Origin of the sequence: Streptomyces sp. NPDC002574 (assembly GCF_042889545.1) — a bacterium.
Lineage (GTDB): Bacteria > Actinomycetota > Actinomycetes > Streptomycetales > Streptomycetaceae > Actinacidiphila.
On record NZ_JBIARB010000012.1, the window covers coordinates 81,712 to 104,422 of the forward strand.

Here is a 22,711-nt window from a genome sequence, read left to right on the forward strand (position 1 = left end):
GCCCTCCTCAGTCCCCCGGGCGATAGCCCGCCGGCTTGACCGGGACCCGTACGTCGATGGTGTCGGTGTCGTCGAAGTGCAGTTCCACGGACACCTCCTCACCGGCGACGGGCTTGTGCGTGAGCTTCATCAGCATCAGGTGGTTGCCGCCGAGCCCGAGGGTCAGCCGCCCGCCCGCCGGGACGGTGAACGAGGGGACCCGCCGCATGGCGTTGCCCGCGGTGGAGTGCATGGTCACCTCGCCGGCCAGGTCGCTGGTCACCGAGGTGAGCCGGGCGTCCCGGTCACCGCTGTTGGTCACCGTGAAGTATCCGGCGGCCATGTCCGCGAGCGCGGGCTGCGGTATGTAGGCGCCGCTCACCTCGAGTTCGGGACCGCCGGATGAGGAGCCGCAGGCCGTGGCCCCGAGCCCGAGCCCGAGAGCCAGCGCCGCCGCGGCCACCGCCGCGCGGCGCCTCACGGCGTCCGCCCCTGGATGATCTTGGGCAGGTCGGCGGCGAACTGCTGCGAGGTGGTGCCCGACATGTAGAGCGCGTGCGCCTTGTCGTCCTTCGGCGAGTACGCCACGACCTCCGCACCGTGCGTGACGGTGATGCTGCCGTCCTTCTCCTTCACGGGCTTCTCCACGGCGATCCCGAGCGAGCGGGCGCCCGCCTGGATCGTGGCGAAGTCGCCGGTCAGGCCGACGAAGGACGTGTCCATGGCGTCCAGCCAGGCGCCGAGCCGCGACGGGGTGTCGCGCTCGGGGTCGGTGCTGACGAAGACCACGGTGAGCGCGGCCTGTTCGGCCTTGGACAGCTTGGACTTGGCGATGGCGATGTCGCTCATCGTCGTCGGGCAGACGTCGGGGCAGTGGGTGTAGCCGAAGAAGAGCAGCGTGGGCCTGCCCGCGGTCTCCTTGACCAGGTCGTACTTCGCGCCGTGCGTGTCCGTGAGGATCATGTCCGGCTTGTCGAAGGGCGTGTCGAGGACGGTCGCGGCCTTCTGAGTGGCGTCGGTGGACACGACGACGGCGTCGCTGCCGGTGCCCGCCGTGTCGTCGGAGCCGCCGCAGGCGGCCAGGGTGAGGGCGAGCGCGGCGACGGCGGCCGCCGCGGCCACCGTCCGGGTGGTGGTACGCATCAGGGTTCCCCAGGAAGTTCGGTACGACGCCGGGTGACCGCCGCCGCGCACGGCGGCGGTCACCCGGCGATGCTGCGTCAGACGGCGGGGGTGCCGCCACCGGTGCCGCGGCGGCGGCCGGCGAGCACGCCGAAGCCCACGCCCAGCACACCGACGACGATGCCGACGATGCCCAGGACCCGGGCGGTGGTGTCACTGGAGTCCGTGGACGCGGCCTGCTCGGTGGCGGCGCTCCCGCCGCCGGCCTTGGTGTCGGCGACGGGCGAGGGGGAGGAGGCCGCGCCATGGCCGTGGCCACCGTCGGCGTCGTCGGCGGCGGCCAGCGTCAGCACCGGAGCCGGGTGCTCAGGCTCGGCCTGGCCCTCCTGCTGCTCCTCGATCCAGCGCACGACGTCCTTGTTGTCGTACGTCTGGACGGCCTTGAAGACCAGCTGGTCGGCGTCCTCGGGGAGCGGGCCCAGTGAGACCGGGAACTGCTGGAACTCGCCCGGGGCGATCTTCCCGCCGGTCCAGGTGATCTTGGTGACGGCCTCGGTGATGCTGCCGTCGTCGCTCGTGATGGGCTTGGCGAGCTTGCTCTTGACGACCTGTGCCGTCCAGCCGGGGACGGGCTGGAGGGAGACCGAGGCGATCGGGTGGTCGGCCGGGAGGTTGACCTCGACCTTGATGGTCGACGCCTTGTCCTCCTCGTTGGGGACCTTGAAGGCCACCGTGCTGTAGCTGCCCTTGGTGGCGGTGCCGGGCTGCACGGAGACGTGCGCGAAGGCGGGCACGGCGGCCGCGAGGACGGCCGCTCCGCTGAGTCCGGCGAGGGCGACGGCGCGGCGCATGGTGATGTTCATGGGTGCAGACACTCCACGGGTGAAGGTGTGAGGGATGACGGATGGCACGCGTGCGGCGCGCGACTCCGTCCCCTCGAATCCGTGGAGCGGGTCGCGTTCAGGCCGCGAGGGCGTACGCCGGGGGCCCGCGCCGGGCGAGGCTGTGCCGCAGCGCGGCGGTGCGCGGCGGCCCGGAGTCGGCGGCCCGGCGGCGCGGGCCGCCGGTGACGGACGGCGCGGTGAGCGCTCCCGCGACCAGGGCGCGCACCAGCGCGACGGCCTGCCGCAGGGCGGCGCCGGTGAGTTCGGCCAGACCGCGCACGCCCAGGGCGACCATCCGCCACAGCGCGGCCTCGCCGCGGCGCAGCAGCCAGCCCGCGGCGAGCGCGGCGAGCAGGTGCCCGAGCAGCATCGGCAGGCTGTAGGCCAGCATCGTGCTCTCGGCGTGAGCGTGCGTCATACCCGCCATGCCGCTCATGTGGCCCATGCCGTCGAGCGGCAGGGCGTGCGGGTCGATGCCCGCCTGGCGCACGATCTGCTGCGCCATCGCCGGGGTGAGCGGCAGGGCCCGGTGGCTGCAGATCAGCCGTCCGGCGATCTCCACGATCCCGCCGGGCCGGGGGGCACCGTCAGGGCCGCACACCCCGCCCGCGTTGAACAGCACGTGCAGGGCCAGTTGTCCGGCCGCCAGGCCCGCCGCGATGCCGGGGAGCGAGCGCTCCCGTCCGGCGAGCGGCGCCACCACGGCGAAGACCATCACCCAGCCGGCCACCAACGACCAGCCGGGTACCGCGTGGCCCGAGGCGAGGGAGTGCGCGACCGCGGACAACGCGACGCAGACCGCGGTGAACACCGCGGCCCGCAGCAGTCGCAGATCGGCGCCGGCGCGCACAGGAGAGGCCATGACGGGCGTCATCTTCTCACCGAGTCCCCCGTTCGCGTGCAGGGGGTCTCGCATTCCGGCGGTGTGTGCTATGGGTTCCGGCCGCCCGCGTACACCCATGTGCCGGGGCCGGGCATCGGCCGTATGGGCGTCATCACGTCAACACCACGCTTACCGACCGTGTTTCGGGGCAATACGTATCGGTATGTCGAGCCGCAGCCAGGAGGCTGAGCATGAGCATCTGGTGGTCCCTCCATTTGCGGCGCGAGGCTGCGAGCGTTCCGCTCGCCCGTCGGCTCCTGCTGGGGACGATGGAGACCGCCGGGGTGGACCCCGACATCTCGTACGACTTGTCCGTGGCCCTCAGCGAGGCCTGTGCCAACGCTGTTGAGCACGCGAGCCACGGCGAGTACCGGGTGACCGCCCGTATCGAGGGCGACCGCTGCCGCATCGAGGTGGCCGACTCCGGACCGGGCTTCGCCCCGGACCTGCGCCGCACGCACCACGCCGTACGACCGCTGTCGAAGAAGGACCAGCACGCCGAGCACGGACGCGGGCTGTTCCTGATCGAGGCGCTGGTGGACCATGTCCACTTCCACAACCGGCCCGGTCACGGGGCGGTGGTCAGTTTCGACAAGATCCTCAAATGGCGGGACGACGCGCTGCTCAGGGTGTCGTGACCCGGGCCGTTCCCGTCCGGCGCCAACCGCCCGCCCGCGCGCGGTCCTTGCGCCGGTGCGGGCGGCCCCCCGTCCCGTGGGGACGGAACGGGGGCACCGCCCGCGCGCGGTGGCTCAGCCCCGCAGGCCGGCCATCCAGCTCTCGACCTCGTCGGAGCTGCGCGGCAGGCCCGCGCTGAGGTTCCGGTTGCCGTCGGCGGTGACGAGGATGTCGTCCTCGATGCGCACGCCGATGCCGCGGTACTCCTCGGGGACCGTCAGGTCGTCGGCCTGGAAGTACAGGCCGGGCTCGACGGTGAGGACCACGCCGGGCTCCAGCGTGCCGTTGACGTAGGTCTCGGTGCGGGCCGCGGCGCAGTCGTGCACGTCGAGGCCGAGCATGTGACCGGTGCCGTGCAGGGTCCAGCGGCGCTGCAGACCGAGTTCCAGGACGCGTTCCACGGGTCCCTCGACCAGGCCCCACTCGACGAGCTTCTCCGTCAGCACGCGCTGGGCGGCGTCGTGGAAGTCGCGGTAGGCGGCGCCGGGGCGGACGGCGGCGATGCCGGCCTCCTGGGCCTCGTACACGGCGTCGTAGATCTTGCGCTGGATGGCGGTGTACGTGCCGTCGACCGGCAGCGTGCGGGTGACGTCGGCGGTGTAGAGGGAGTGCGTCTCCACACCGGCGTCGAGCAGCAGCAGGTCGCCGGAGCGCACCGGGCCGTCGTTGCGGACCCAGTGCAGGGTGCAGGCGTGCGGGCCGGCGGCGCAGATGGAGCCGTAGCCGATGTCGTTGCCCTCGACGCGGGCGCGCAGGAAGAACGTTCCCTCGATGTAGCGCTCGGTCGTCGCCTCCGCCTTGTCCAGGACCCGGACGACGTCCTCGAAGCCGCGGGCGGTGGAGTCGCAGGCCTTCTGCAGCTCGCCGATCTCCCACTCGTCCTTGACCAGCCGCAGCTCGGACAGGAACTCCTTCAGCTCGGCGTCGCGCTCCGCGGTGACCTTGTCGGTCAGCGCGGCCTCGATGCCGGCGTCGTAGCCGCGGACGACCCTGACCGGGCCGGTGGCCTCGCGCAGCGCGTCGGCGGCCTTGCGCACATCGGCGCACGGCATCCCGAGCAGCACCTCGGCCTCCGCCAGGCTGTGCCGGCGGCCGGTCCACAGCTCGCCCTGGCCGTCGAGCCAGAACTCGCCGTTCTCCCGGGAGGAACGGGGCAGGAGGTAGGCGGTCGCATCGTGACCGACATCACCGTTCGGCTCCATCACCAGGACGGCGTCCTGGGTCTGGTCGCCGGTCAGGTGCACGTACTCGGTGGCGGCCCGGAAGGGATAGTCCGTGTCGTTGGCGCGGGTACGCAGGTTTCCGGCCGGGACGACCAGCCGCTCGCCGGGGAAGCGGGCGGACAGGGCGGCGCGCCGCTTGGCGGCGTACGCGGCCTGCTCCAAAGGCTGCAGGTCACGCAGCTCCGTGTCGGCCCAGCCGGACTTCATCACTTCGGTGAGCTCGTCGGAGACGGCCGGGTACAGGCCGTTCTTCCGCTGCTTGATGGGCTCGTCGCCTTCCGGGTTCTCCGGAGCGCGGTCCTCGGCCACGTCATGCCTCCTCGCTGTAGACCCACCCATCGTAAGTGGGTCAGTCGAAGCGGGCGGCCAGCAGGACGAGGTCTTCGGTGTCCTCGTGCGCGCCGCGGCCGTCCGGCAGCAGCGTGCGCAGGACGTGGTCGGCGAGCAGGGCCGGGTCCTCCCGGACGGCGCGCGGGGCACCCGCCGCGGCGGCGTGCAGTCGCGTGACGGCCCGGTCGGTGGCGTCTCCGGTGCGGTGCAGCAGCCCGTCGGTGTAGAGCAGCAGCGTCTCGCCGGGCAGCGCCCGGAACTCGGCGCCGGGCGCCTCCCAGCAGCTGAGCATGCCCAGCGGTGCCGACAGCGAGGTCTCCACGAACTCCACCCGGCGCTCGCCGACGACCAGCGGCGGGCAGTGCCCGGCCCCGGACAGCGCGATCCGGCGGCTGGTGAGGTCGACGTGGGCGTACAGCGCGGTCGCCGAGCGCGCGGGCTCGGTCAGCCGCAGCAGCAGCTCCAGGTCGGACAGCACCGCGACCGGGTCCTCGCCCTCCATCACCGCGTACGCCCGCAGGGCCGCCCGCAGCCGTCCCATCGCGCCGACCGTGCCGGTGCCGGAGCCGGTGACCCCGCCGACGGACAGCCCGAGGGCGCCCTCCGGCAGTGCCATCGCGTCGTACCAGTCCCCTCCGCCGCCGGGGGCCGCGACGTGCGTCACAGCCAGCCGGACCCCGGGGATCCGGGGCAGCCGGGTGGGCAGCAGCTGGGCGCGCAGAGCGGCCGCGGTGGCGCGGAGGTGGTCCAGCTCGACCAGCCGGGCGAGGTGTTCGGTGGCGTGGCGGCAGTACAGGCCGATGAGATGGCGCAGCCGCTCGCCCGGTTCGGCGGGCTCGTCGTAGAACCACACGGCCGAGCCGAGCCGGCCGGCGTTCTCCGTGGCCAGCCGCACGGTGTAGCTGGCGCCCAGGCCCAGGCGCACGGCGACCTCGCGGTGGCGCGGATCCAGGCCCGGCTCGTGGCACAGGTCGGGGTGGATCTCCTCGGCCGGCACCGTGCCGGGCGAGGCGGGCAGCGGGACCGTCTCCAGCGCGCCGAGCTCCGCGGGGCAGAGCCCGAGCCCGGTGACCGTGGCGGGACGGCCGTGGTCGGCCGGACCGGCCGCGGCCAGCCCGCGCCGCGCGCCGGTCAAGGTGCCGCCCGCGCGCAGCATTTCGCGCAGCGCGTCCTCGACGCAGGCGGTGCGGGCGAGGCGTTCGGACAGCTCGTGCAGCGTCGTCAGGTCGTCGACCCACGACGCCAAGGCGTCCTGTGCCGTGCCCGGTTGACCGGCGGGCTCGTCCGTCCCGTCCGGTCCGCCCGGTGCGGAACGGCCGTCCGGATGGGCTCGCTGTTCGACCGCGGGAGCGGCAGTGTGCGCCGATGCCGGAATGGGTGGGTTGATTCCGGCCACTTTCGGAAGTCCTGCCGTGCTCATGGTCGCCGGCTTTCGCGACCTTTGACGCGATACGGCGGCGGCTCCGTAGAGCAGCGCATTTGTGTCAATAGCATCGCAAACCCCCAAGTCGTTCTGCGCCGCTATCAATGGATTACCTTCTACCGCCTCCTTAGGGGTGTGTCCAGGATTGCCCAGGTAGGTGCGGTGGTGTCGATGCGCCGTAAGGGTTGCGGGACTATGGCCGAAAAAGGGCACCGCGTGCCACAATTAGTTGTCGACTGGGGGGGTTCGACAGTGCGTCATATCCACAGCAGTGGGTACGTACGGGATGGGAGTTGGCGGCCTCAGGAACCCGGCGCCCGGTCCGAGCGTCTTAGACGGCGACGGCCGACCCTCCCCCCACGGCGGGGTGTTGCACAGCCAGCGGGACCGCACACGGAGTACGGAAACCACGGAAACGCAGTACGCAGCACACCCTGGACGGACAAGCGCCATGTGTGCGCCACCCCCCGCCACGTTCCACGCTCGGCTCGAGACGTGATGCGCTGCCTCGTAAGCGGTGTGTTCCAGATTACGTTGTGTCATGGGCAGATCCCTGAGCGCCAACGGAAAGGAACGAGCGCGGATGCGTGAGATCCTCGGAAAGCGACGCAAGAGCAGTCCCGAGCTGCTGCGCGCGGCGCTCACCTGCGCCGAGCAGTGGCAGTGGCCCGTGGTGCCCGGAGCCGGGACGGACGGGCACGGCGGTTGCGCCTGCCTGCGTCCCGACTGCCCGGTTCCCGGGGCCCATCCGCACGACCCCGGCCTCCTGGCGGCCACCCGTGACCCGCGGATGGTGCGCTGGTGGTGGACGCACCACCCGGACCAGCCCGTCGTCCTCGCCACCGGCGGGTGCGTCTCCGCGGTCAGCCTGCCGGCCGTCGCGGGGGCGCGGGCGCTCGGCGTGCTCGCCAAGCGCGGGGTGCGCGTCGGGCCGGTGGTGGCCACCCCGACCCGTGTCGCGGTCCTGGTGGAGCCTTACTCCCTGGAGGAACTGGGGGAGTTGCTCGACCGGCACGAATGGGTGCCGTCGTCCCTGCGCTTCCACGGCCAGGGCGGCTACACCGTGCTGCCGCCCTCGCCCGTCGGGGCCGGCGGTGCGCGCTGGGAGCGGCGGCCGGTCGTGGACCCGGGGGAGCGGGCGCCGTGGCTGCCGAGCGTGCGGGTGATCGTCGACACGCTGGTGCAGGCGGGGCGCACGGCGCCGGACGGCAGCCGGCTCTCGTACTGAGTCCCGCGGACGGAGCGCCGTTCGCCGTCACTCTTTCGGGTTGGAGCGGGGCCACGGGGGCGTCAACTGCCCGTGGCCCCCGGTTCGGCGCCCTTTTCTCCCGCTATGTTCTGCGCATGATGCGCGCGTCGAACCTTCGGATGGCCGCCCTCGTCTGTGTCGTCGTGGCGGCCGCGCTGGTCGTCCCGGCCGCCGCCGGCACGGGGGCCTTCGTCCCCGTCGAACCGGTGTCCGCCGATACCGACGGCGGGTTGCTGTCAAGTGGGTCCGAACTGCTGGGCGGACGGCCCGAACTGGCCGAATCCGAACGCCAGACCGCATCCTGCGGTCCCCGGTTCGTCTCCCCGCAGGGGCTGCGGGCGCAGACCTGCACCGTCGTCGGCGAGGGCGACACCTGGGCGCGCACGTACTGGAGCAACACCACCGGGCGGCGGCTGGACGGCGTGCTGACCCTGCTGCTGCCGGACGGCCGCGCCGTGCAGGCACGCTGTGCCATCGACGCGGCGCTGGGGAGCGGGAGTTGCGAGACACCGCGCGAGCGGACGGTCCCGGTGCCGGAGGGCGCCGAGCCCTATGCGGCGGTGGCGGAGATCGCCGAGGAGAACGCGGAACGTCCGCTGCTGCGCAGCGGGTCCGCACAATGAAACGTCCGGTCGCTGGCGACGGGGGATGCACCAGCGACCGGACTGTTCAAACGGTAACAAGACTTCGCCCGAACGCAAATCCGGGTGCGCGGGTTCCGGCCCCTGTTTCGCCCCGGACGGGGGTGGCTGTGACCAGGATCACCACGACGATCTTCACACCGTCACACTGCTGTCACTGAGTGTCAACTCAAGGTGATCTGACGGTTGGTGAGACCACTGCGCGCCCGGCGCTCGTCCGCGGTCAGCGGGGTGTCCAGCTCCAGCACCTCGGCCAGCCGCTCGCCGAACGCCGCCGCCGGCTTCTCGACCTCGTCCGCGGTCACGCCCACCGGCAGGTCCCACACGGGGACGACCAGGCCGTGCGCCCGGAACGAGCCCACCAGCCGTGTGTCCTCGCCCAGCGACGAGGCGCCGGCGGCGTGCAGCCGCGACAGCGCGTCCAGCAGCCGCTCCTCCGGGTGCGGCATGACCCAGCGCAGGTGGTTCTTCTCCGGGGTCTGGCACCAGTACGCGGCGTCCACGCCGGTCAGCCGCACGGTGGGGATCACGGCCGCGTTCGCCCGCTCCAGGGAGGCGGCGACCTCCCCGGTGGCGGCGTCCGCGTTCTCCAGCCAGAACTCGAACCCGGTGTGCACCACCGGCTCGAACGGCGCGTCCAGGTCCAGCACGTCCTGCAGCCGGGGTCCGACCGGCGCCGGCCGGTTCCCGTCCACCGGGTGGCCAGGCTCCGCCGTCAGCGCGCGCAGCAGGGTCTCGGCGAGGTCGCGGCTGATGTCCCCGGAGGCCGTCTCGTTCTGCAGGCCCAGCAGCACCTGGCCGGTGTCGCGGCGCAACCCCGGCCAGGCCATGGGCAGCACGGTCGCCAGCGTCACCACGGGCACGCCCTCGGGCAGCCCGTCCTTCAGCTTCAGCTCCGCCGTCGCCGCGGGCACCAGTTCGCGCAGCGCCACCCAGTCGCACTCGCCCGGCAGGCCCTCGAACGGCCGCCGGACCAACTCGGCCACCGCGTGCGACGCCTCACGTCCGTGGCACGCCTTGTAGCGCCGCCCGGAACCGCACGGGCAGGGCTCCCGGGCCCCGACGACGGGGATCTCCCCGTCGGTGAGCTGCGCGGGTCGGGCGGGGGCCTTCGTCTTCGTCGGGCGCTTCTTCGCCATGGCTCGATCTCTCCCGGTAACGGCGGTGTTCCGGCCGTGAGCCTAGCGCCACGTGGCCTCCCGTCAGGGGAGGTCGCGACCGGGGCGGGGTCCGGGGCCGCCCGGACGGGGGCCGCGGCAGGGCCGGACCGTCGTCAGGGAAGGTCCTCGAAGGGGTCCGCGAAGTCGATCGGGATGTCGATCTGCGGCGCCAGGTCGTCCCGCCGCGCGTGGCGGCTGCGCACCGCGAGCATCGCCCAGACCGTGACCTCGCCGGGGGCGTCCCGCACGCCCCAGCGCAGCGAGAGGCTGCGGACGATGCCGAGCCCCCGGCCGCCGCGAGCGGTGAGCGAGGGACTGGCCGGAAGTGGGCGGGTCGGACCGCCGCCGTCGGTCACCTCGACCGTCAGCAGCCCGTCCTCGTCGATGCGCCACGTGGCGCGGATCCCGCTGCCGCCGCCCGCCGAGGGCTCGTCCTCGCCCAGCGGGCGCGCGTGCCGGCAGGAATTGCTCAGCAACTCGGAGAGGATCAGCACCGCGTCGTCGACGACCGGCTCCGGAACCTCGTACGCACACAGTTCCTTGCGCAGCCTTCGCCGCGCCTCAGCGACACCCGTCGGACCATGCGGCAGGGCCATGGTCGAGGACGTCGGCACCTCCTGGGCCACCACCAACGCCACCCCCGAGACCTCCTTCACCCCACGCCACCGGATGGATGCCCTCTCGTTTCATGCCGGAAACCGGCCAACAGCGATCTCTTGGTGCACACACAGCGATCGAACGGGCACCGAACGCGCCGGGGCGCGCCGCGACTCGGGCCCCCGGGCGGCGTGAACGGAACGATGCCGTCCACCGCCCTTGCCTAGCGGCCGAGTTGGGCCAGAACCTGCTTGGGGCGATTGGTGATGACCGCCTCGACGCCGAGCCGCGCGCACAGTTCGACGTCCTCCGGCTCGTTGACCGTCCACACGTGCACGCTGTGCCCGGCCCGGTGCAGCCGCTCCACGTACCCGGGGTTCGTCCGCAGGATGCGGATGCTCGGCCCGGCGATCCGCACCCCCGCGGGCAGCCGGCCGTCGCGGTGCCGGGGCAGCACGTACTGCATGAGGAAGGCGGTAGGCAGCTGGGGCGCGGTCAGCCGGACCCGGCGCAGCGAGCGCGAGGAGAAGCTCATCACCCGCACCCGCGGCGGCTCGCCCGCCGGTGGCCGCAGCATGCCGAAACGGTCCAGCAGTTCCAGCAGCCGGTCCTCGACCTGGCCCGCCCAGCGGGTGGGGTGCTTGGTCTCCACCGCGAGCTCGATCCGGCGGCCGGTGTCGGCGATCAGCTCCAGCAACCGCTCCAGGGTGAGCACCCGGCTCGCCTCGTCCGGGTCGGCGTCGAAGCGGTCCGGCACCTCGGCGTCGGTGTGCTGCCCCTTCCACGAGCCGAAGTCCAGGGTCCGCAGATCGGCGAGCTCCATGGCCGAGACGGCGCCCCGGCCGTTGGAGGTGCGGTTCACCCGGCGGTCGTGGACGCAGACCAGCACGCCGTCGGCGGTGAGACGCACGTCGCACTCCAGGGCGTCCGCACCGTCCTCGATCGCCTTCCGGTACGCGGCGAGTGTGTGCTCCGGGACATCCTCGGAGGCACCCCGGTGGGCGACGACCTGGATCGCGCGGTCTTGGGTCACCGGGCTATCGTGCCATCCGCCCGGTCGTACCACGGACGCCGCTCGCGACTGTTTACGGTGGTCTGACAACCGGTGGGAAAAGCTGTCCCCATCCTGTCGGCCGTCGTACGTCTCCGTGACCGCAACCGTACGCACGGCATACAACGCATATCCCGGAGGAGATACAGCCGTGAGCACCGAGAACGAGGTCGGTCCGGTCCCGGCAACGCAGCCGGCGCAGCCGTCCGTCGCCGCTGAGCCCGCCGCTCCCGCTGCACCTCCCGCGCCGCCGCAGGCCGCGCCCGCGGAGCCCGCCGCTCCCCCGGCGGCGCCCGACGGTCCTCCCGCGGCCGCTTCGGCGCAGCCGGCCGACGCGCCGCCGGCCGATGCGCCCGCGCCGGCCGCCGCGGCCCCGGCCCCGGCCGAACCCCCGACCGCCGTGCAGCCGCCCGTGCAGCCCCCGGCTCCGCCGCACGCCGCTCCGCCGCACGCCGCTCCGCACCACGCCGCTCCGCACCACGCGGCCCCCCATCACGCCGCTCCGCCGCACGCCGCCGCGCACCACGCGGCGCCGCACGCGGGCCCGTACGCCGCGCACCCGGCCGGGCCGCCCGCGGTTCCGCCGACCCAGCCCTTCGGAGCCCCCGCGGGCCCCGGCGGTCCCGCGGGTCCGGTCTGGGGCGATCCCGTGCCGGCCCCCGCAGCGCCGCGCAAGCGCGGCAACGGCGGACTGATCGCCGCGGTCCTGGTCGCCGCGCTGGTCGCCGGCGGCATCGGCGGCGGCATCGGTTTCTGGGCCGCCGACCGCAACGACGGCAGCGGGTCCACCACGATCTCCGCCGCGGGCAACCCCAAGGACCTCAGCCGGGCCGCCGACTCCGTCGCGGGCATCGCCAAGCAGTCCCTTCCCAGCGTCGTCACCATCGAGGCCAGCGGCAGCCAGGAGAGCGGCACCGGCACCGGCTTCGTGTACGACAAGGAAGGCCACATCCTCACCAACAACCACGTGGTCGCCCCCGCGGCGGACGGCGGCAAGCTCACGGCCACGTTCTCCAACGGCAAGAAGTACGAGGCGGAGGTCGTCGGCCGCGCCCAGGGCTACGACGTCGCCGTCATCAAGCTCAAGGGGGTCAGCGCCGACGAGCTCTCCCCGCTCGCCGTGGGCGACTCCGAGAAGGTCGCCGTCGGCGACTCCACCATCGCCATCGGCGCCCCCTTCGGCCTCTCCGGCACCGTCACCACCGGCATCGTCAGCGCGCTGCACCGTCCCATCGCCTCGAGCGACGGCCAGGGCTCCAACGCGTCCTACATGAGCGCCATACAGACCGACGCCTCGATCAACCCCGGCAACTCCGGCGGCCCCCTCCTCAACTCCGAGGGCGCCGTCATCGGCATCAACTCCGCGATCCAGTCGACCGGCAGCAGCGACGGCACCTCCCAGTCCGGCAGCGTCGGCCTCGGCTTCGCCATCCCGATCGACCAGGCCCGCCGCGTCGCGGAGGACCTGATCAAGACCGGCCAGCCGATCTACCCGGTCATCGGCGTCAGCGTCGACTCCAGCTACAACGGCGAGGGCGCCAAGATCGCCACCGGCCCCAGCGCGGTCACCGGCGGCGGCCCCGCGGAGAAGGCCGGACTGCGGTCCGGCGACATCATCACCAAGTTCGACGACACCGTCGTCGACTCCTCGCCCACCCTCATCGGCGAGATCTGGCAGCACCAGCCCGGCGAGAAGGTCGACGTCACCTACACCCGCGACGGCCGGACCCGCACCGCCACCCTCACCCTCGGCGAGCGCAAGGGCGACAGCGCCAGCTGATCCGACCCGTTAGGCTGTCCCCGCGCCGCCGCCCCACACCTGGGCCGGCGGCGCGGGGAGAGTTGCCCGAGCGGCCTAAGGGAACGGTCTTGAAAACCGTCGTGGCAGCGATGTCACCGTGGGTTCAAATCCCACACTCTCCGCGTGTGAACGGCCCCCGACCGGTGTTCCGGTCGGGGGCTCGTCGCTGTTGCGGTGCCCGTGGGCGACCGCGCCGTGGAGCGGCGGCGCGGGTCTACTCGTCGAGCAGGTCGCGCAGCCGGGCCTTCCGCCCGTCGGCGGTCGCTGGCGGTCGGGGCTGGGCCGGGGTCTTTCCTCTGGCGAGACGGCCGGACCCCTGCGGCCCGTACACAACGGTTCAGGCCGCCGCCAGGTCGGAGACGACGGACACCGGTTGCCACGCACAGCCGTCCCACCGGGAGACGAGACGTGGGGCGTCCGGGTTCACGTGGGTGCCCCGTCGGGGCCCTGAGGCGAGGGTGTCGAGCCGAAGTCGCCCCTTCGTGCGTTCCTGTTGCTCCTCGCGGCGCCGCATCCACCGCTCCAAGGACTCGTCGGACATGGGAGCAGCATGTCGCAGGCGCCGTTGAGCCGCCAGAACCACGGCGAGGGCCGGCGCGACATCCTCGGGTGCTAGGTTCTCGAACGCTCAGGCGAAATCTGGTGGGGAGTCCGAATGGTGCGAGGAGCGGTGCGGGCCGCGCTCGGCGGCGCCGGTGCTTTGCTGCTGCTGGGCTGCCAGGCGCAGGCGTCGCCGGGTGCCGGGGCCGAGGCGGACCCGCTGGAGGTGGGGTGCGCGCCGGTCGCGGTGTTCACGTCGGGAGAGGGCGGTTACCACACCTTCCGGATACCGGCGCTGGTCGAGGCGGCCGAACCGGGTTCCGGGAAGCCCGTGTTGATCGCCCTCGCGGAGGGCCGCCGCCACTCGGAGGCGGACTACGGCGACGTGGACGTCGTCGAGCGCCGGTCGACGGACGGCGGATGCAGCTGGTCGCCGCTGGAGCGGGTCTCCGACGCCGGGACCGACACGGTGGGCAACCCCACGCCGATCGTGGACAGCCGCCGGGGCCGAGTGGTGCTGCTCACCACGCGCAACGCAGGCACGACGGCGGAGCAGCAGATCATGGCGGGGACCGTGCCCCCGCGGGACAGCCGGAGGGTGTACGTCCAGAGCAGCGCCGACGCGGGTGCCACCTGGTCACGGCCGCGCGAGATCACGGACCAGGTGAAACTCCCCGGCTGGCGGTGGTACGCCACCGGCCCGGGCCACGGCGTCGCGCTCACGAAGGGGCCGCACGAGGGCCGGCTGGTCGCCGGCGCGGACCACTCGGTCACGCCCCCGGCCGGCAGCCACGACACCGGCGAGGAGTGGCGCTACTGCGGCGGGAACTCCCTGATCAGCGACGACGGCGGCGTGACGTGGCGGATCGGCTACGTCGACCCCGCCGGCGACGACCGGATCAACGTCAACGAGACCGCGGTCGCCCAGCTCCCGGACGGCCGGCTGTACTTCGGGGCCAGGGACCAGAACGGCAAGGCACCCGGCAACCAGGCGCACGCCTGGAGCTCCGACGGCGGTGCGTCGGTCGAGGCACCCTTCAGCGAGAGCGCGGGGGTCACCGCGCCCATGGTCAAGGCCTCCCTGCTGCAGACCGACGACGGCCGCGGAACGGGGCCGCTGCTGATGGCCGCGCCGTCGGACGCCCAGGAGCGGGTGGGCATGGGTGTGCGGGTCAGCCGCGACGGGGGCGCCACCTGGTCCGCCGCCCGCCGGCTGTCGTCCGCACCCGCCGCCTACTCCGACCTCGCGCAGCTGGACCGGGACCGGGTCGGCCTGCTCTACGAGACCGGGGCCGGCTCCCCCTACGAGAGCATCGTCTTCACCGGGTTGTCCCTGCCGGTGCTCGGCGGCTGAGGGCCGGGTCCGTATGTGGCCGGACCCGGCCCTCGGCGATGCCGAGCGATCACTGACCACTGATCAGTGGTCGACGTACACGGTGTCGAATCCGGACAGGGTGTCGAGGTAGGCACCGCTGGGCGTCCGGTACACGGCGCGCCAGGCGCCGTCCCACTTCGCGGTGAACCGCTTGCTGAAGTGCCCGCGGGAGTCCGTGCGGGCGTAGCCCATGGAGGCGAGCCGGTCGCTGCCGTACACCCGGAAGTAGATGTCGACCTTCTGGTTGGCGAAGGCGACCCACGCGCTGCCGGGCTGCCGCTGGAGGTTGCCGCTGACCGTGATCGGCCGGCCGGCCACCACCGGCTCCGGGGCCGCGTTGAACGTGGTGATACGGGTGGCGGTGCGCACGAGGTGCTTCACCGGGCTGGTGGAGGGGGCGAAGATGCTGTTGCCCTCGTAGCGGATGCGCCAGTAGCCGCGCGGGGTGGCGTGGACCTTGCGGTAGGTGAAGTTCCCGCCCGCCGGGGGGTCGAAGGCGCCGATGTTCCTCCACGTCCGGTTGTCGGCGGAGTACTGCACGGCCAGCCGCGGCGCAAGGCGGCCGCTCAGGGTCCTGGCGGTGCCCTTCAGGGTCAGGAGCCCGTCGGCGCCCATCGAGGCGCCGGTGAGGCCGATCGTCACCTGGTCGTGGACGTCGACGGTGTACCTGGCCGTGCTGTGTTTCAGGAACCACCCGGCCGGTATGGCGTCGCTGTAGTCCACGACGCCGACCGATCCGCCGTTGACGTCGGTGGGCGGACCAACGGCGATCGAGAAGCGGCCTTGGGTATCGGTGTGCCCGACGAGGCGGTCGTTGTGGACCGTGGTGCTCACGGGGATACCGGCCAGCGGCCGCCAGCCCTGTGCGGTGTAGTCGAAGTAGTCGACCCGTCCCGTCACCGCCGTGCTTTTGCCCTGCACCATCGGGAGCGCGCTCTTGTCGAGAGTGATCCGGGTGTCGCTGGCGAAGAAGCTGACCTGGTGAATCTGCCCGCATTCCGTGTACTGGAAGCTTTCATAAAGGCAGGGCTGAACATAGGTGAACTGCGAAGTCAGGCCCTGCGGGCCGACGGTGAGCCGATAGGTGCCGTCCTCGGCGGTCACGGCACTGGCCGTGGAGATGCCCATGGATACGACCTGTTTTCCGGCGACAGGCCCGATCAGGGTGCCGTCCGGGTGGGTCCTGATCACCTTGCCGGACAGGGTCACGGTCTGGTGGAGCCAGTCCGTGGTGTCCGGCGCTGTGTCGTCCTCGACGAACCAGTCCTCGTCGTCGTAGAAGAGGTCGCCGAAGCCCTTCACGTGGTTGCCCTGATCGTCGGTGACGTCTGCGGTGACGATGTAGTTCGGGTTGGAGGCCAGGCCGCTGGGCGTCGCCTGCCACAGGGTGTTGCCCGAGGCGTCCGTGCCCGCCTGGTGGAAGGCCTCGGCCGGGACGGTACCCACGGCGGTTCCGCCGACCTGGGTAATGGTCGCGGTGACGGACTGGGCGTGGGTGGAGGGGGACACGGCCACCCGGAGCGCGATCGCGTTGTTCGCGTCGTGCGTCCTGGTGACGTAGGGGACGGCCGGCCCGGCGGCCGCGCTCTGCGCGCTCGCGGTGGTGGGCACCATGCTCAGCATTGCCGCGGCAGTGGTTGTGGTTGCCGCCAACAGGGCGTACCTGTTTCTGGAGGATGCGTTCACATGGCATGTGACCTGCGGGCAGGCGGTTGAGTTGTACAGATGTGCGATGGCGTTTCGGTGGCGTGCGACGGGCGTTCCGGTGAACCGGCCCATAGGCCGTCTCATCGGTAAGTCGGCGTCCTAAAAGGGAAGTTGGCGCCGGGCCTCCACCTTGGGCGGACCCGGTCAGGACGGGTGGGGCGGCAGGGGTTGTTCCGTCCAGATGGTCTTGCCCTCCGCGTCGTAGCGGGTGCCCCAGACCTGGGCCAGCTGCGCGGTGATGAACAGGCCGCGGCCGCCCTCGTCGACGGTGCGGGCGTGGCGCAGGCGCGGAGCGGCGGGGCCGGCGTCGCGGACCTCGCAGGTGAGGGTGCGGTCGTTGATGAGGCGCAGCGCGAGGGGTGGGGCGCCGTGGCGGATGGCGTTGGTGACGAGTTCGCTGACGATCAGTTCGGTGTTGAAGACGGTGTCGCCCTCGATGCCCCAGGCCGCGAGCTGTTCGCCGGCGTGGTGGCGCGCCGCGGAGACCGCGGCGGGGTCGGCCTCGAGCTCCCAGGAGGCCACCCGGTCGGCGGGGAACGGGCGGGTGCGGGCGAGGAGGAGGGCGCCGGCCCGTCCGGCCAGGTCCGGGGGGAGGGAGTAGAGGACGTCGTCGCAGAGGTCCGCGAGGGGCCGGCCGCCGTCCGTGGGAGGGCCGGCGGCGGGTCCGCAGGGCAGGCCGGGATGTCCCGCGAGATGGGCCGCGACGACGGGCGAGCTGGACAGGGCCAGGATGCTGCCCTCCTCCAGTGCCATGTCGCCCGCGGTGAACGGGGAGCCGCTGGTGACACCCAGAGGAGGGCCGACCGGGATGTCGGGGATCTCGGTGGTGCCGTCGGGCCGCGCGATGACGGGGGAGAGGTGACCGGCGCGGGCGATGGTGCACATCCGGGTCAGCGGGTCGTAGACGGCGTACACGCACGCGGCGGTCAGCGCCTCGCGGTGCAGCGGATCGCCGGGCGGCAGCGACGCGCGCTCGGCGGCCAGCAGGGTCGCGGTGTCGTTGAGGCGGGCGAGGAGTTCGTCGGGCGGCAGGTCGAAGGCGGCCAGCGAGCGGATGACGGTCCGCAGTTGGCCCATGGTCGCGGTGGCGTGGATGCCCTGCCCGGCGACGTTGCCGATCACCATGGCGGTGCGGGCGGCGGACAGCGAGATGGTGTCGTACCAGGAGCCGGCGCCGTTCGTGGCGGTCGGCACGTACGCCGTCTCCAGGGCGGTGTGCGCTGCGGCCCGGTGCGGCAGCAGGTGGCGCTGGACGGTGGAGGCGATGGTGTGCTCGCGGGTGAAGCGCCGTCCGTTGTCGATGCACAGGGCGGTGTGGTCGGCCATCTGGAGGGCGAGTTCGATGTCGTCCTCGTCGAACGGGTCGAGGTCCCGGCTGCGGTAGAGGCTGACGAGGCCGAGGACGTTGCCGTGCAGCGCCAACGGGACGACCATGAGCGAGCACACCCCGGACGCCATGATGGCCTCGGCGCGGGCGGGGTCGGTGGCCAGCCACGCGGGCTCGGAGTCCAGGGCGATCACCCGGGGCCGCAGGTCGGCCAGGGCCTGGGTGAACGGTGTCGGGCCGGGCAGGCTGAGCACGGCGCCCACCGGGTGGGCCTGCGGGTGGTGGGGCCCGCGGCTGTTGCGGAAGGCGGCCCGCAGCAGGGGCACGCCCTTGGGGAACGGGGAGAGCGGGGGATCGTCGCCGCGGAGCACGGCGTCCACCAGTTCCACCACGGCCACCTCGGCGTACCCCGGGCAGAGCGTGGTGACCAGCTCGTCGCAGGTCACCACGGAGTCCATCGTGCGGCCCACCCGCTCGCGCACCGCGTCCAGGATCTTCAGCCGGCCCAGCGCCTGCTCCTGGCGGGTGACGTCGACCACCGACATGGCGAGTCCCAGCACCTCTCCCTTCGGGCTGTCGAGGCGGAACACCGAGATGGCATAGTGCCTGGTCGGTGTCGTCGCGGTCTTGCGGCGTGCCCGCACCAGGTGCTCGCGCAGGGGCGTACCGGTCTTCAGCACCTCGCGGACCACGGCCTCGTGGCGCTCCTCGTCGACGACGTCGTACACCTCCGAGAACCGGCGGCCGATCAGGGACTCGGGCGGCACGCCCCGCATGGCGGTGGTCGCGGTGTTGACCCGCACCACGCGCAGGTCGGTGTCGAGCAGGTGCAGGCCCACCGGCGACTGGGTGAAGAGGGCGCCGAGCATCGCCGTCTCCGCCTCGCCCATCGGCGGGGTCGGGTCGCCGGGTGCCACGTGGTCGTCCTTCCCGCCGGAGCCGGGCACTACTTGCCCCGCGTCTCGTCCCGGCTCCGGCCGGAAGGACGGACGATGTCGAGGACGGCCATCATGCCCATGTCCTCATGGTTCAGGATGTGGCAGTGCAGCACGGTCCGCCCGGCGAAGTCCCGGAACGCGATGCGCAGGACGACCCGGCCCCGGACGGGCACGTTGACGGTGTCGAACCAGCGGCGGGACGGCGGGTGGGGCTTCCCGTCGGTGCTCATCAGCTGGAACTGGTTGGTGTGGACGTGGAACGAGTGCTCCTCGTCGCTGTCGTTGCGCACCGTCCACTCCTCGACGGTGCCGAGCACGGAGGTGAAGTCGTTCCGCTTCGGGTCGTAGGTGCGCCCGTTGATGTAGAAGACGGTGCCGGCCGCGTTCTCGGTGAAGACCACGGTCTTGCGGGCGGCGATCGTGGCGCGGGACAGGTCCTCGTTCGGCGCGAAGGCGCCCGGGAGCGCGGCCGGCCTGACGGGGGTGCCGGCGGTGACGAGGGTGGCGAGATCGGCGCGCGGGAACTGGTTCCCGGCCTTGCCGGTGTCGTACGCCAGGGTCTCCAGGCGTGCGGTTCCGGGGGAACCGCCCCGGACCAGGACGTCGTAGCGTGCCCCGGCGGCGATGACCAGGGTGTCCGCCGACCAGACCCGCTGGACGGGGTGGCCGTCCTGGGCGATGACGTGGAAGCGGTGCCCGGGCAGGTGCAGCTTGTAGTAGATGTTGGCGCCGATGTTGGCCAGCCGCCACAGCTGGGTCTCGCCGGGCCGGATGCCGATGACGGGGTTCCGCTGCCCGTTGACCGTGCGGTTGGTGGCGGCGCCGATGCTCAGCGGGTGCGTCCTGATCGCGTCGCCCTCGACCTGGAAGTCCTTGAGCGCGATGACGTGCTCGGTGATGCCGCGCAGGGACGGCGGCAGGTACCGCCGCAGGCCGTCCACGACGATGACGCCGGACTCGCCGCCGGCGACCTGGGCGGCGGACATCATGTCGGCGTGCGAGTGGTACCAGTAGGTGCCGGCCGGATGGTTCCGCGGCAGCCGGTACACGTAGTGGTACGAGCGGTTGTACCCGATGGCGATGAAGATGTCGTCGGACGGGCTGCGCGGTGAGACGTGGAGCCCGTGGACGTGCAGGTTGGTGTCCTCGTCGATCCTGTTGGTCATGGTGAGGTCGATGCGGTCGCCTGGCCGGACCCGCAACGTCGGAGGCATGTACATGCCGTTGTAGGTGGTCGCCCACAGCCGGCGGTCGCCGACCCGGACCTTGCGCCGCTCCACGACGACGGTGGCTCTGAGGAGCCCGTCGTGGCTCACCAGTTCGGGCGGGTCCTGCAGCCGCGGGCCCGCGACGACCGGGGAGGCGGGCCCGTCCTGCGGGCCGGTACCGGAGAGGCCGTGGCCGCATCCGGCGAGCCAGGCGAGGACGAGTACCAGGCCGCCGGCGAACCGGGCCACGGCGGATCGGGACCGAGTCACTTCTCTCCCTGGGGAAACCGTCCGGCGGAGCGGGCCCACTCGCGGATCGTCAGACGGAGCCTAAGGAGAACCCCGCCCGGCCCCCCGTCGCGCCACGCCCCCCGGCGCGCCATCCGCCCCAACGGCAGCATCCGCGGCCGTGCGGGAGCCGCCGCCCCGGCGGCCGGTCGCAGCGTGGCCGAAAGTTGTGCCGGAACGTTTCGTCGCTTGCCGGGGCCGGGCGGTGCGCCCCTCTGTACGGCCGATACGGTGAATTGGGATGACCTTGGAGGTTTGTCGATAGATCGTCACGCTTGCGAGCGAAATGGACCGGAGGGCCTGGTTGGCGGCCCGGGTGCTGGGCAACTCTGGTTGCGGCGACGTCGCACAGCCGGCGGAGCGGTCGGCCAACCGCCCCGCACACCCCATATCCAGTCCTCTGGAGGGAAAAGACATGGCAAGCACCCGTACCGCCCGAGTCCTGGCCGCGATGGCCTCGCTGCCGCTGGCCGCGGCACTGTTCGCCGGGACGGCAGTGGCCGACAACGGCGCCCTGTCGGGCGGCGGTTCCAACGCGACCGTGGTGAGCAACAGCGGTGGCAGCGTGGGGCGTGACAACTTCGGGAGCGTGACCACGACGCAGCAGGCCGCCACCGGGGCGGGCGCGTCCAACCAGAACAACAACGCGAGCGTGGTCGGGTCGGCGTTCACCGAGATCCACCAGTCGAACGTGAACATCCACTTCGGTCCGATGTGGTGACCGGGGCCCCTGGGGCTCGCTGACAAGGGGCGACTGCGCGACGGCAACCTCACTGCCGTCGCGCAGTCGCGTTCGGGTGTCCACAGGCTGTGGACAACGCGCCGCCAGCGACGCCCCGCGGCGCCGGCGCCGGGGACACCGTACCGGCCGGAGCCGGGCCCGGGGCCTGGTGGAGACCTAGCGGTGAACCCCCGCGGCGGCCAGTCCGGGAGGCGGGCCCGCACGGATCGAACGGCATCGCCGTACGACTGCGCGAACCCCGGGGCGGTCGCGGCGATCGACTGTCCGGCACGATGAACGTGCTGGTCGGAGCGGGTGCGAGCGGGTCGGCCGCAAGGATGCCGTCCGGGCGCGGCGGACCGGCGGGGCGGTCCGCCGCGGTCTCCAGGATCACGACGCCCACGTTGCTGCGTACGGCTGACTCCCGGGCGTGGCGCACCGCCCGACGAGCTGCCGCGCCCTTTCACTCGACCCATGCACGAACACAAGCCGATCATCCGATATGTGACGATCGTGGGGCTGGTGCTCGCCTGTCTGCTGACCGGACCGGTCTCCGCGGAGGGCGCCGTCCCCCGGCTCGCCGCTTCCCGCCCCGCCGCGCTCACGCCCGCCGCGGCGTCGGCACTGGCACCGGGCGGCGACACGGATCCCGGTGACGCACTGGGCGGGTACGACCTCGGCCCGGATCTGTCCGGACTGCTCATGCCGTACGACGCGTACGGCGGCGAGGAGCCCGAGGGAGCCGCCCCCGAGCGGCGGAACTTCAAGGGCTACGGCTTCGACACCTGCCGCGCCCCCTCCCTGGCCACGATGCGTGCCTGGCTGAAGTCCAAGTACCGCGCCATCGGCGTGTACTTCGGCGGCCGCGCCCGCGCCTGCAGCCAGCGCAACCTCAACCGCAACTGGGTCCAGTCCGTGCACAGGATGGGCTGGCGCATCCTGCCGATCTACGTCGGTTCGCAGTCGCCCTGCGTGCGGGGCAAGCATCTGCGCAACTACCGGATCGACCCGGACGACCCCGAGGGCCAGGGCGACAGCGAGGGCTGGGACGCCGTCCGCACCGCCTCCGACCTCGGCTTCGAACCCGGCAGCGCGCTGTACCTCGACATGGAGGCGTACAACGCGGGCAAGGCCCGCTGCGCCGACCAGACCCTGGACTTCATCCGGGCCTGGGACCGCCAGGTCAGCGACAACGGCTACCTGCCAGGCCTCTACAGCAGCTCGGAGTCCGGCATCCGGCACATCGAGCGGGCCCGCCGGCAGGGCGTCGACGACCTGCCGGAGGCCGTGTGGTTCGCCCGCTGGAAGGGCAAGCCCGCCCTCCGCAGCGAACCGGTGCTCCGCCCCGACGCCTGGGACGGCGGCCGCATCCACCAGTACTCGGGCGCCGTCCGCGAGAAGCACGGCGGCAAGCGGCTGGCGATCGACCGCAACCGGCTGGACGGTCCCGTGGCCGTCGTCAATTGACACGCCGGGAATGACGCGCCGCGCCGCCGCCCCTGCGGGGTGACCCCGTAGGGGCGGCGGCGCCGTTCTCCGTCCTCCGGAGGTGGGGCGGACCCCCCTCGTACGACTTCAGGGTGATC

At 72.6% G+C, this 22,711-nt stretch carries 20 protein-coding genes and 1 tRNA gene; 8 read left to right on the plus strand and 13 right to left on the minus strand.

Features of this window, described 5'->3' with window-relative positions; translation table 11 throughout:
• Positions 1-7: 7 nt before the first annotated feature.
• The 4 genes from ACFYXS_RS28075 to ACFYXS_RS28090 form a co-directional block, all read right to left on the minus strand.
• Positions 8-460, minus strand: a complete 453-nt coding sequence (locus tag ACFYXS_RS28075) for a copper chaperone PCu(A)C (RefSeq protein WP_389253074.1) — start codon at positions 458-460, stop codon at positions 8-10.
• A complete protein-coding gene (locus tag ACFYXS_RS28080) occupies positions 457-1,122 on the minus strand; it encodes an SCO family protein (protein WP_389253077.1) in 666 nt (221 codons plus the stop codon). Before ACFYXS_RS28080 ends, ACFYXS_RS28075 begins: the two co-directional genes overlap by 4 nt.
• A 77-nt stretch (positions 1,123-1,199) precedes the next feature.
• Complete coding sequence (locus tag ACFYXS_RS28085; RefSeq protein ID WP_389253080.1) at positions 1,200-1,964, minus strand: YcnI family protein; 765 nt, start codon at positions 1,962-1,964, stop codon at positions 1,200-1,202.
• 97 nt (positions 1,965-2,061) lie between these two features.
• A complete protein-coding gene (locus ACFYXS_RS28090; RefSeq protein WP_389253082.1) occupies positions 2,062-2,847 on the minus strand; it encodes a hypothetical protein in 786 nt (261 codons plus the stop codon).
• A 212-nt stretch (positions 2,848-3,059) separates the two neighbouring features.
• Between ACFYXS_RS28090 and ACFYXS_RS28095 the strand changes: the two genes are divergently transcribed.
• The gene (locus ACFYXS_RS28095) at positions 3,060-3,506 is read left to right on the plus strand and encodes an ATP-binding protein (RefSeq protein WP_319663428.1); all 447 of its coding nucleotides are present in this window, start codon (positions 3,060-3,062) and stop codon (positions 3,504-3,506) included.
• Between the two features lie 114 nt (positions 3,507-3,620).
• Here the strand turns inward: ACFYXS_RS28095 and ACFYXS_RS28100 are convergent, their stop codons facing one another.
• A complete protein-coding gene (locus tag ACFYXS_RS28100) occupies positions 3,621-5,078 on the minus strand; it encodes an aminopeptidase P family protein (RefSeq protein WP_389253084.1) in 1,458 nt (485 codons plus the stop codon).
• 40 nt (positions 5,079-5,118) lie between these two features.
• Positions 5,119-6,519, minus strand: a complete 1,401-nt coding sequence (locus tag ACFYXS_RS28105) for a PP2C family protein-serine/threonine phosphatase (RefSeq protein WP_389253086.1) — start codon at positions 6,517-6,519, stop codon at positions 5,119-5,121.
• 586 nt (positions 6,520-7,105) lie between these two features.
• Between ACFYXS_RS28105 and ACFYXS_RS28110 the strand changes: the two genes are divergently transcribed.
• Positions 7,106-7,750 (plus strand): bifunctional DNA primase/polymerase, encoded by a 645-nt coding sequence (locus tag ACFYXS_RS28110; RefSeq protein ID WP_389253088.1) that lies wholly within the window; start codon positions 7,106-7,108, stop codon positions 7,748-7,750.
• Positions 7,751-7,866: 116 nt separating this feature from the next.
• The gene (locus tag ACFYXS_RS28115) at positions 7,867-8,394 is read left to right on the plus strand and encodes a hypothetical protein (protein ID WP_389253090.1); all 528 of its coding nucleotides are present in this window, start codon (positions 7,867-7,869) and stop codon (positions 8,392-8,394) included.
• A gap of 182 nt (positions 8,395-8,576) precedes the next feature.
• On the opposite strand, the gene ACFYXS_RS28120 is transcribed toward ACFYXS_RS28115, so the two are convergent.
• The 3 genes from ACFYXS_RS28120 to ACFYXS_RS28130 form a co-directional block, all read right to left on the minus strand.
• A complete protein-coding gene (locus ACFYXS_RS28120; protein ID WP_389253092.1) occupies positions 8,577-9,551 on the minus strand; it encodes a DUF5926 family protein in 975 nt (324 codons plus the stop codon).
• 134 nt (positions 9,552-9,685) lie between these two features.
• Complete coding sequence (locus ACFYXS_RS28125) at positions 9,686-10,210, minus strand: ATP-binding protein (RefSeq protein ID WP_389253094.1); 525 nt, start codon at positions 10,208-10,210, stop codon at positions 9,686-9,688.
• Between the two features lie 182 nt (positions 10,211-10,392).
• Positions 10,393-11,202, minus strand: coding sequence for a glycerophosphodiester phosphodiesterase (locus ACFYXS_RS28130; RefSeq protein ID WP_389253096.1), 810 nt, complete (start codon positions 11,200-11,202; stop codon positions 10,393-10,395).
• Positions 11,203-11,371: 169 nt separating this feature from the next.
• Between ACFYXS_RS28130 and ACFYXS_RS28135 the strand changes: the two genes are divergently transcribed.
• Positions 11,372-13,000, plus strand: coding sequence for a S1C family serine protease (locus ACFYXS_RS28135; protein ID WP_389253098.1), 1,629 nt, complete (start codon positions 11,372-11,374; stop codon positions 12,998-13,000).
• 56 nt (positions 13,001-13,056) lie between these two features.
• A tRNA-Ser gene (locus tag ACFYXS_RS28140) sits at positions 13,057-13,143 on the plus strand.
• 215 nt (positions 13,144-13,358) lie between these two features.
• Here ACFYXS_RS28140 and ACFYXS_RS28145 read toward each other — a convergent pair.
• Entirely contained in the window at positions 13,359-13,562 is a 204-nt protein-coding gene (locus ACFYXS_RS28145) for a DUF6087 family protein (protein ID WP_389253100.1), read from the minus strand.
• A gap of 114 nt (positions 13,563-13,676) precedes the next feature.
• Here ACFYXS_RS28145 and ACFYXS_RS28150 point away from each other — a divergent pair, with 114 nt between their 5' ends.
• Positions 13,677-14,915 carry an exo-alpha-sialidase gene (locus ACFYXS_RS28150; protein WP_389253102.1) on the plus strand — a complete coding sequence of 413 codons (1,239 nt, stop codon included), beginning with the start codon at positions 13,677-13,679 and terminating at the stop codon, positions 14,913-14,915.
• 63 nt (positions 14,916-14,978) lie between these two features.
• Here ACFYXS_RS28150 and ACFYXS_RS28155 read toward each other — a convergent pair whose 3' ends face one another.
• From ACFYXS_RS28155 to ACFYXS_RS28165, 3 genes are all read right to left on the minus strand, one after another.
• Positions 14,979-16,550, minus strand: a complete 1,572-nt coding sequence (locus ACFYXS_RS28155; RefSeq protein WP_389253104.1) for a hypothetical protein — start codon at positions 16,548-16,550, stop codon at positions 14,979-14,981.
• Positions 16,551-16,787: 237 nt separating this feature from the next.
• Entirely contained in the window at positions 16,788-18,887 is a 2,100-nt protein-coding gene (locus ACFYXS_RS28160) for a SpoIIE family protein phosphatase (protein ID WP_389253106.1), read from the minus strand.
• A gap of 29 nt (positions 18,888-18,916) precedes the next feature.
• The gene (locus tag ACFYXS_RS28165) at positions 18,917-20,386 is read right to left on the minus strand and encodes a multicopper oxidase family protein (RefSeq protein WP_389253108.1); all 1,470 of its coding nucleotides are present in this window, start codon (positions 20,384-20,386) and stop codon (positions 18,917-18,919) included.
• Between the two features lie 433 nt (positions 20,387-20,819).
• Here ACFYXS_RS28165 and ACFYXS_RS28170 point away from each other — a divergent pair, with 433 nt between their 5' ends.
• Complete coding sequence (locus ACFYXS_RS28170) at positions 20,820-21,125, plus strand: hypothetical protein (protein ID WP_389253110.1); 306 nt, start codon at positions 20,820-20,822, stop codon at positions 21,123-21,125.
• Positions 21,126-21,599: 474 nt separating this feature from the next.
• A complete protein-coding gene (locus ACFYXS_RS28175; RefSeq protein WP_389253112.1) occupies positions 21,600-22,592 on the plus strand; it encodes a glycoside hydrolase domain-containing protein in 993 nt (330 codons plus the stop codon).
• The last annotated feature ends 119 nt before the right edge of the window (positions 22,593-22,711 follow it).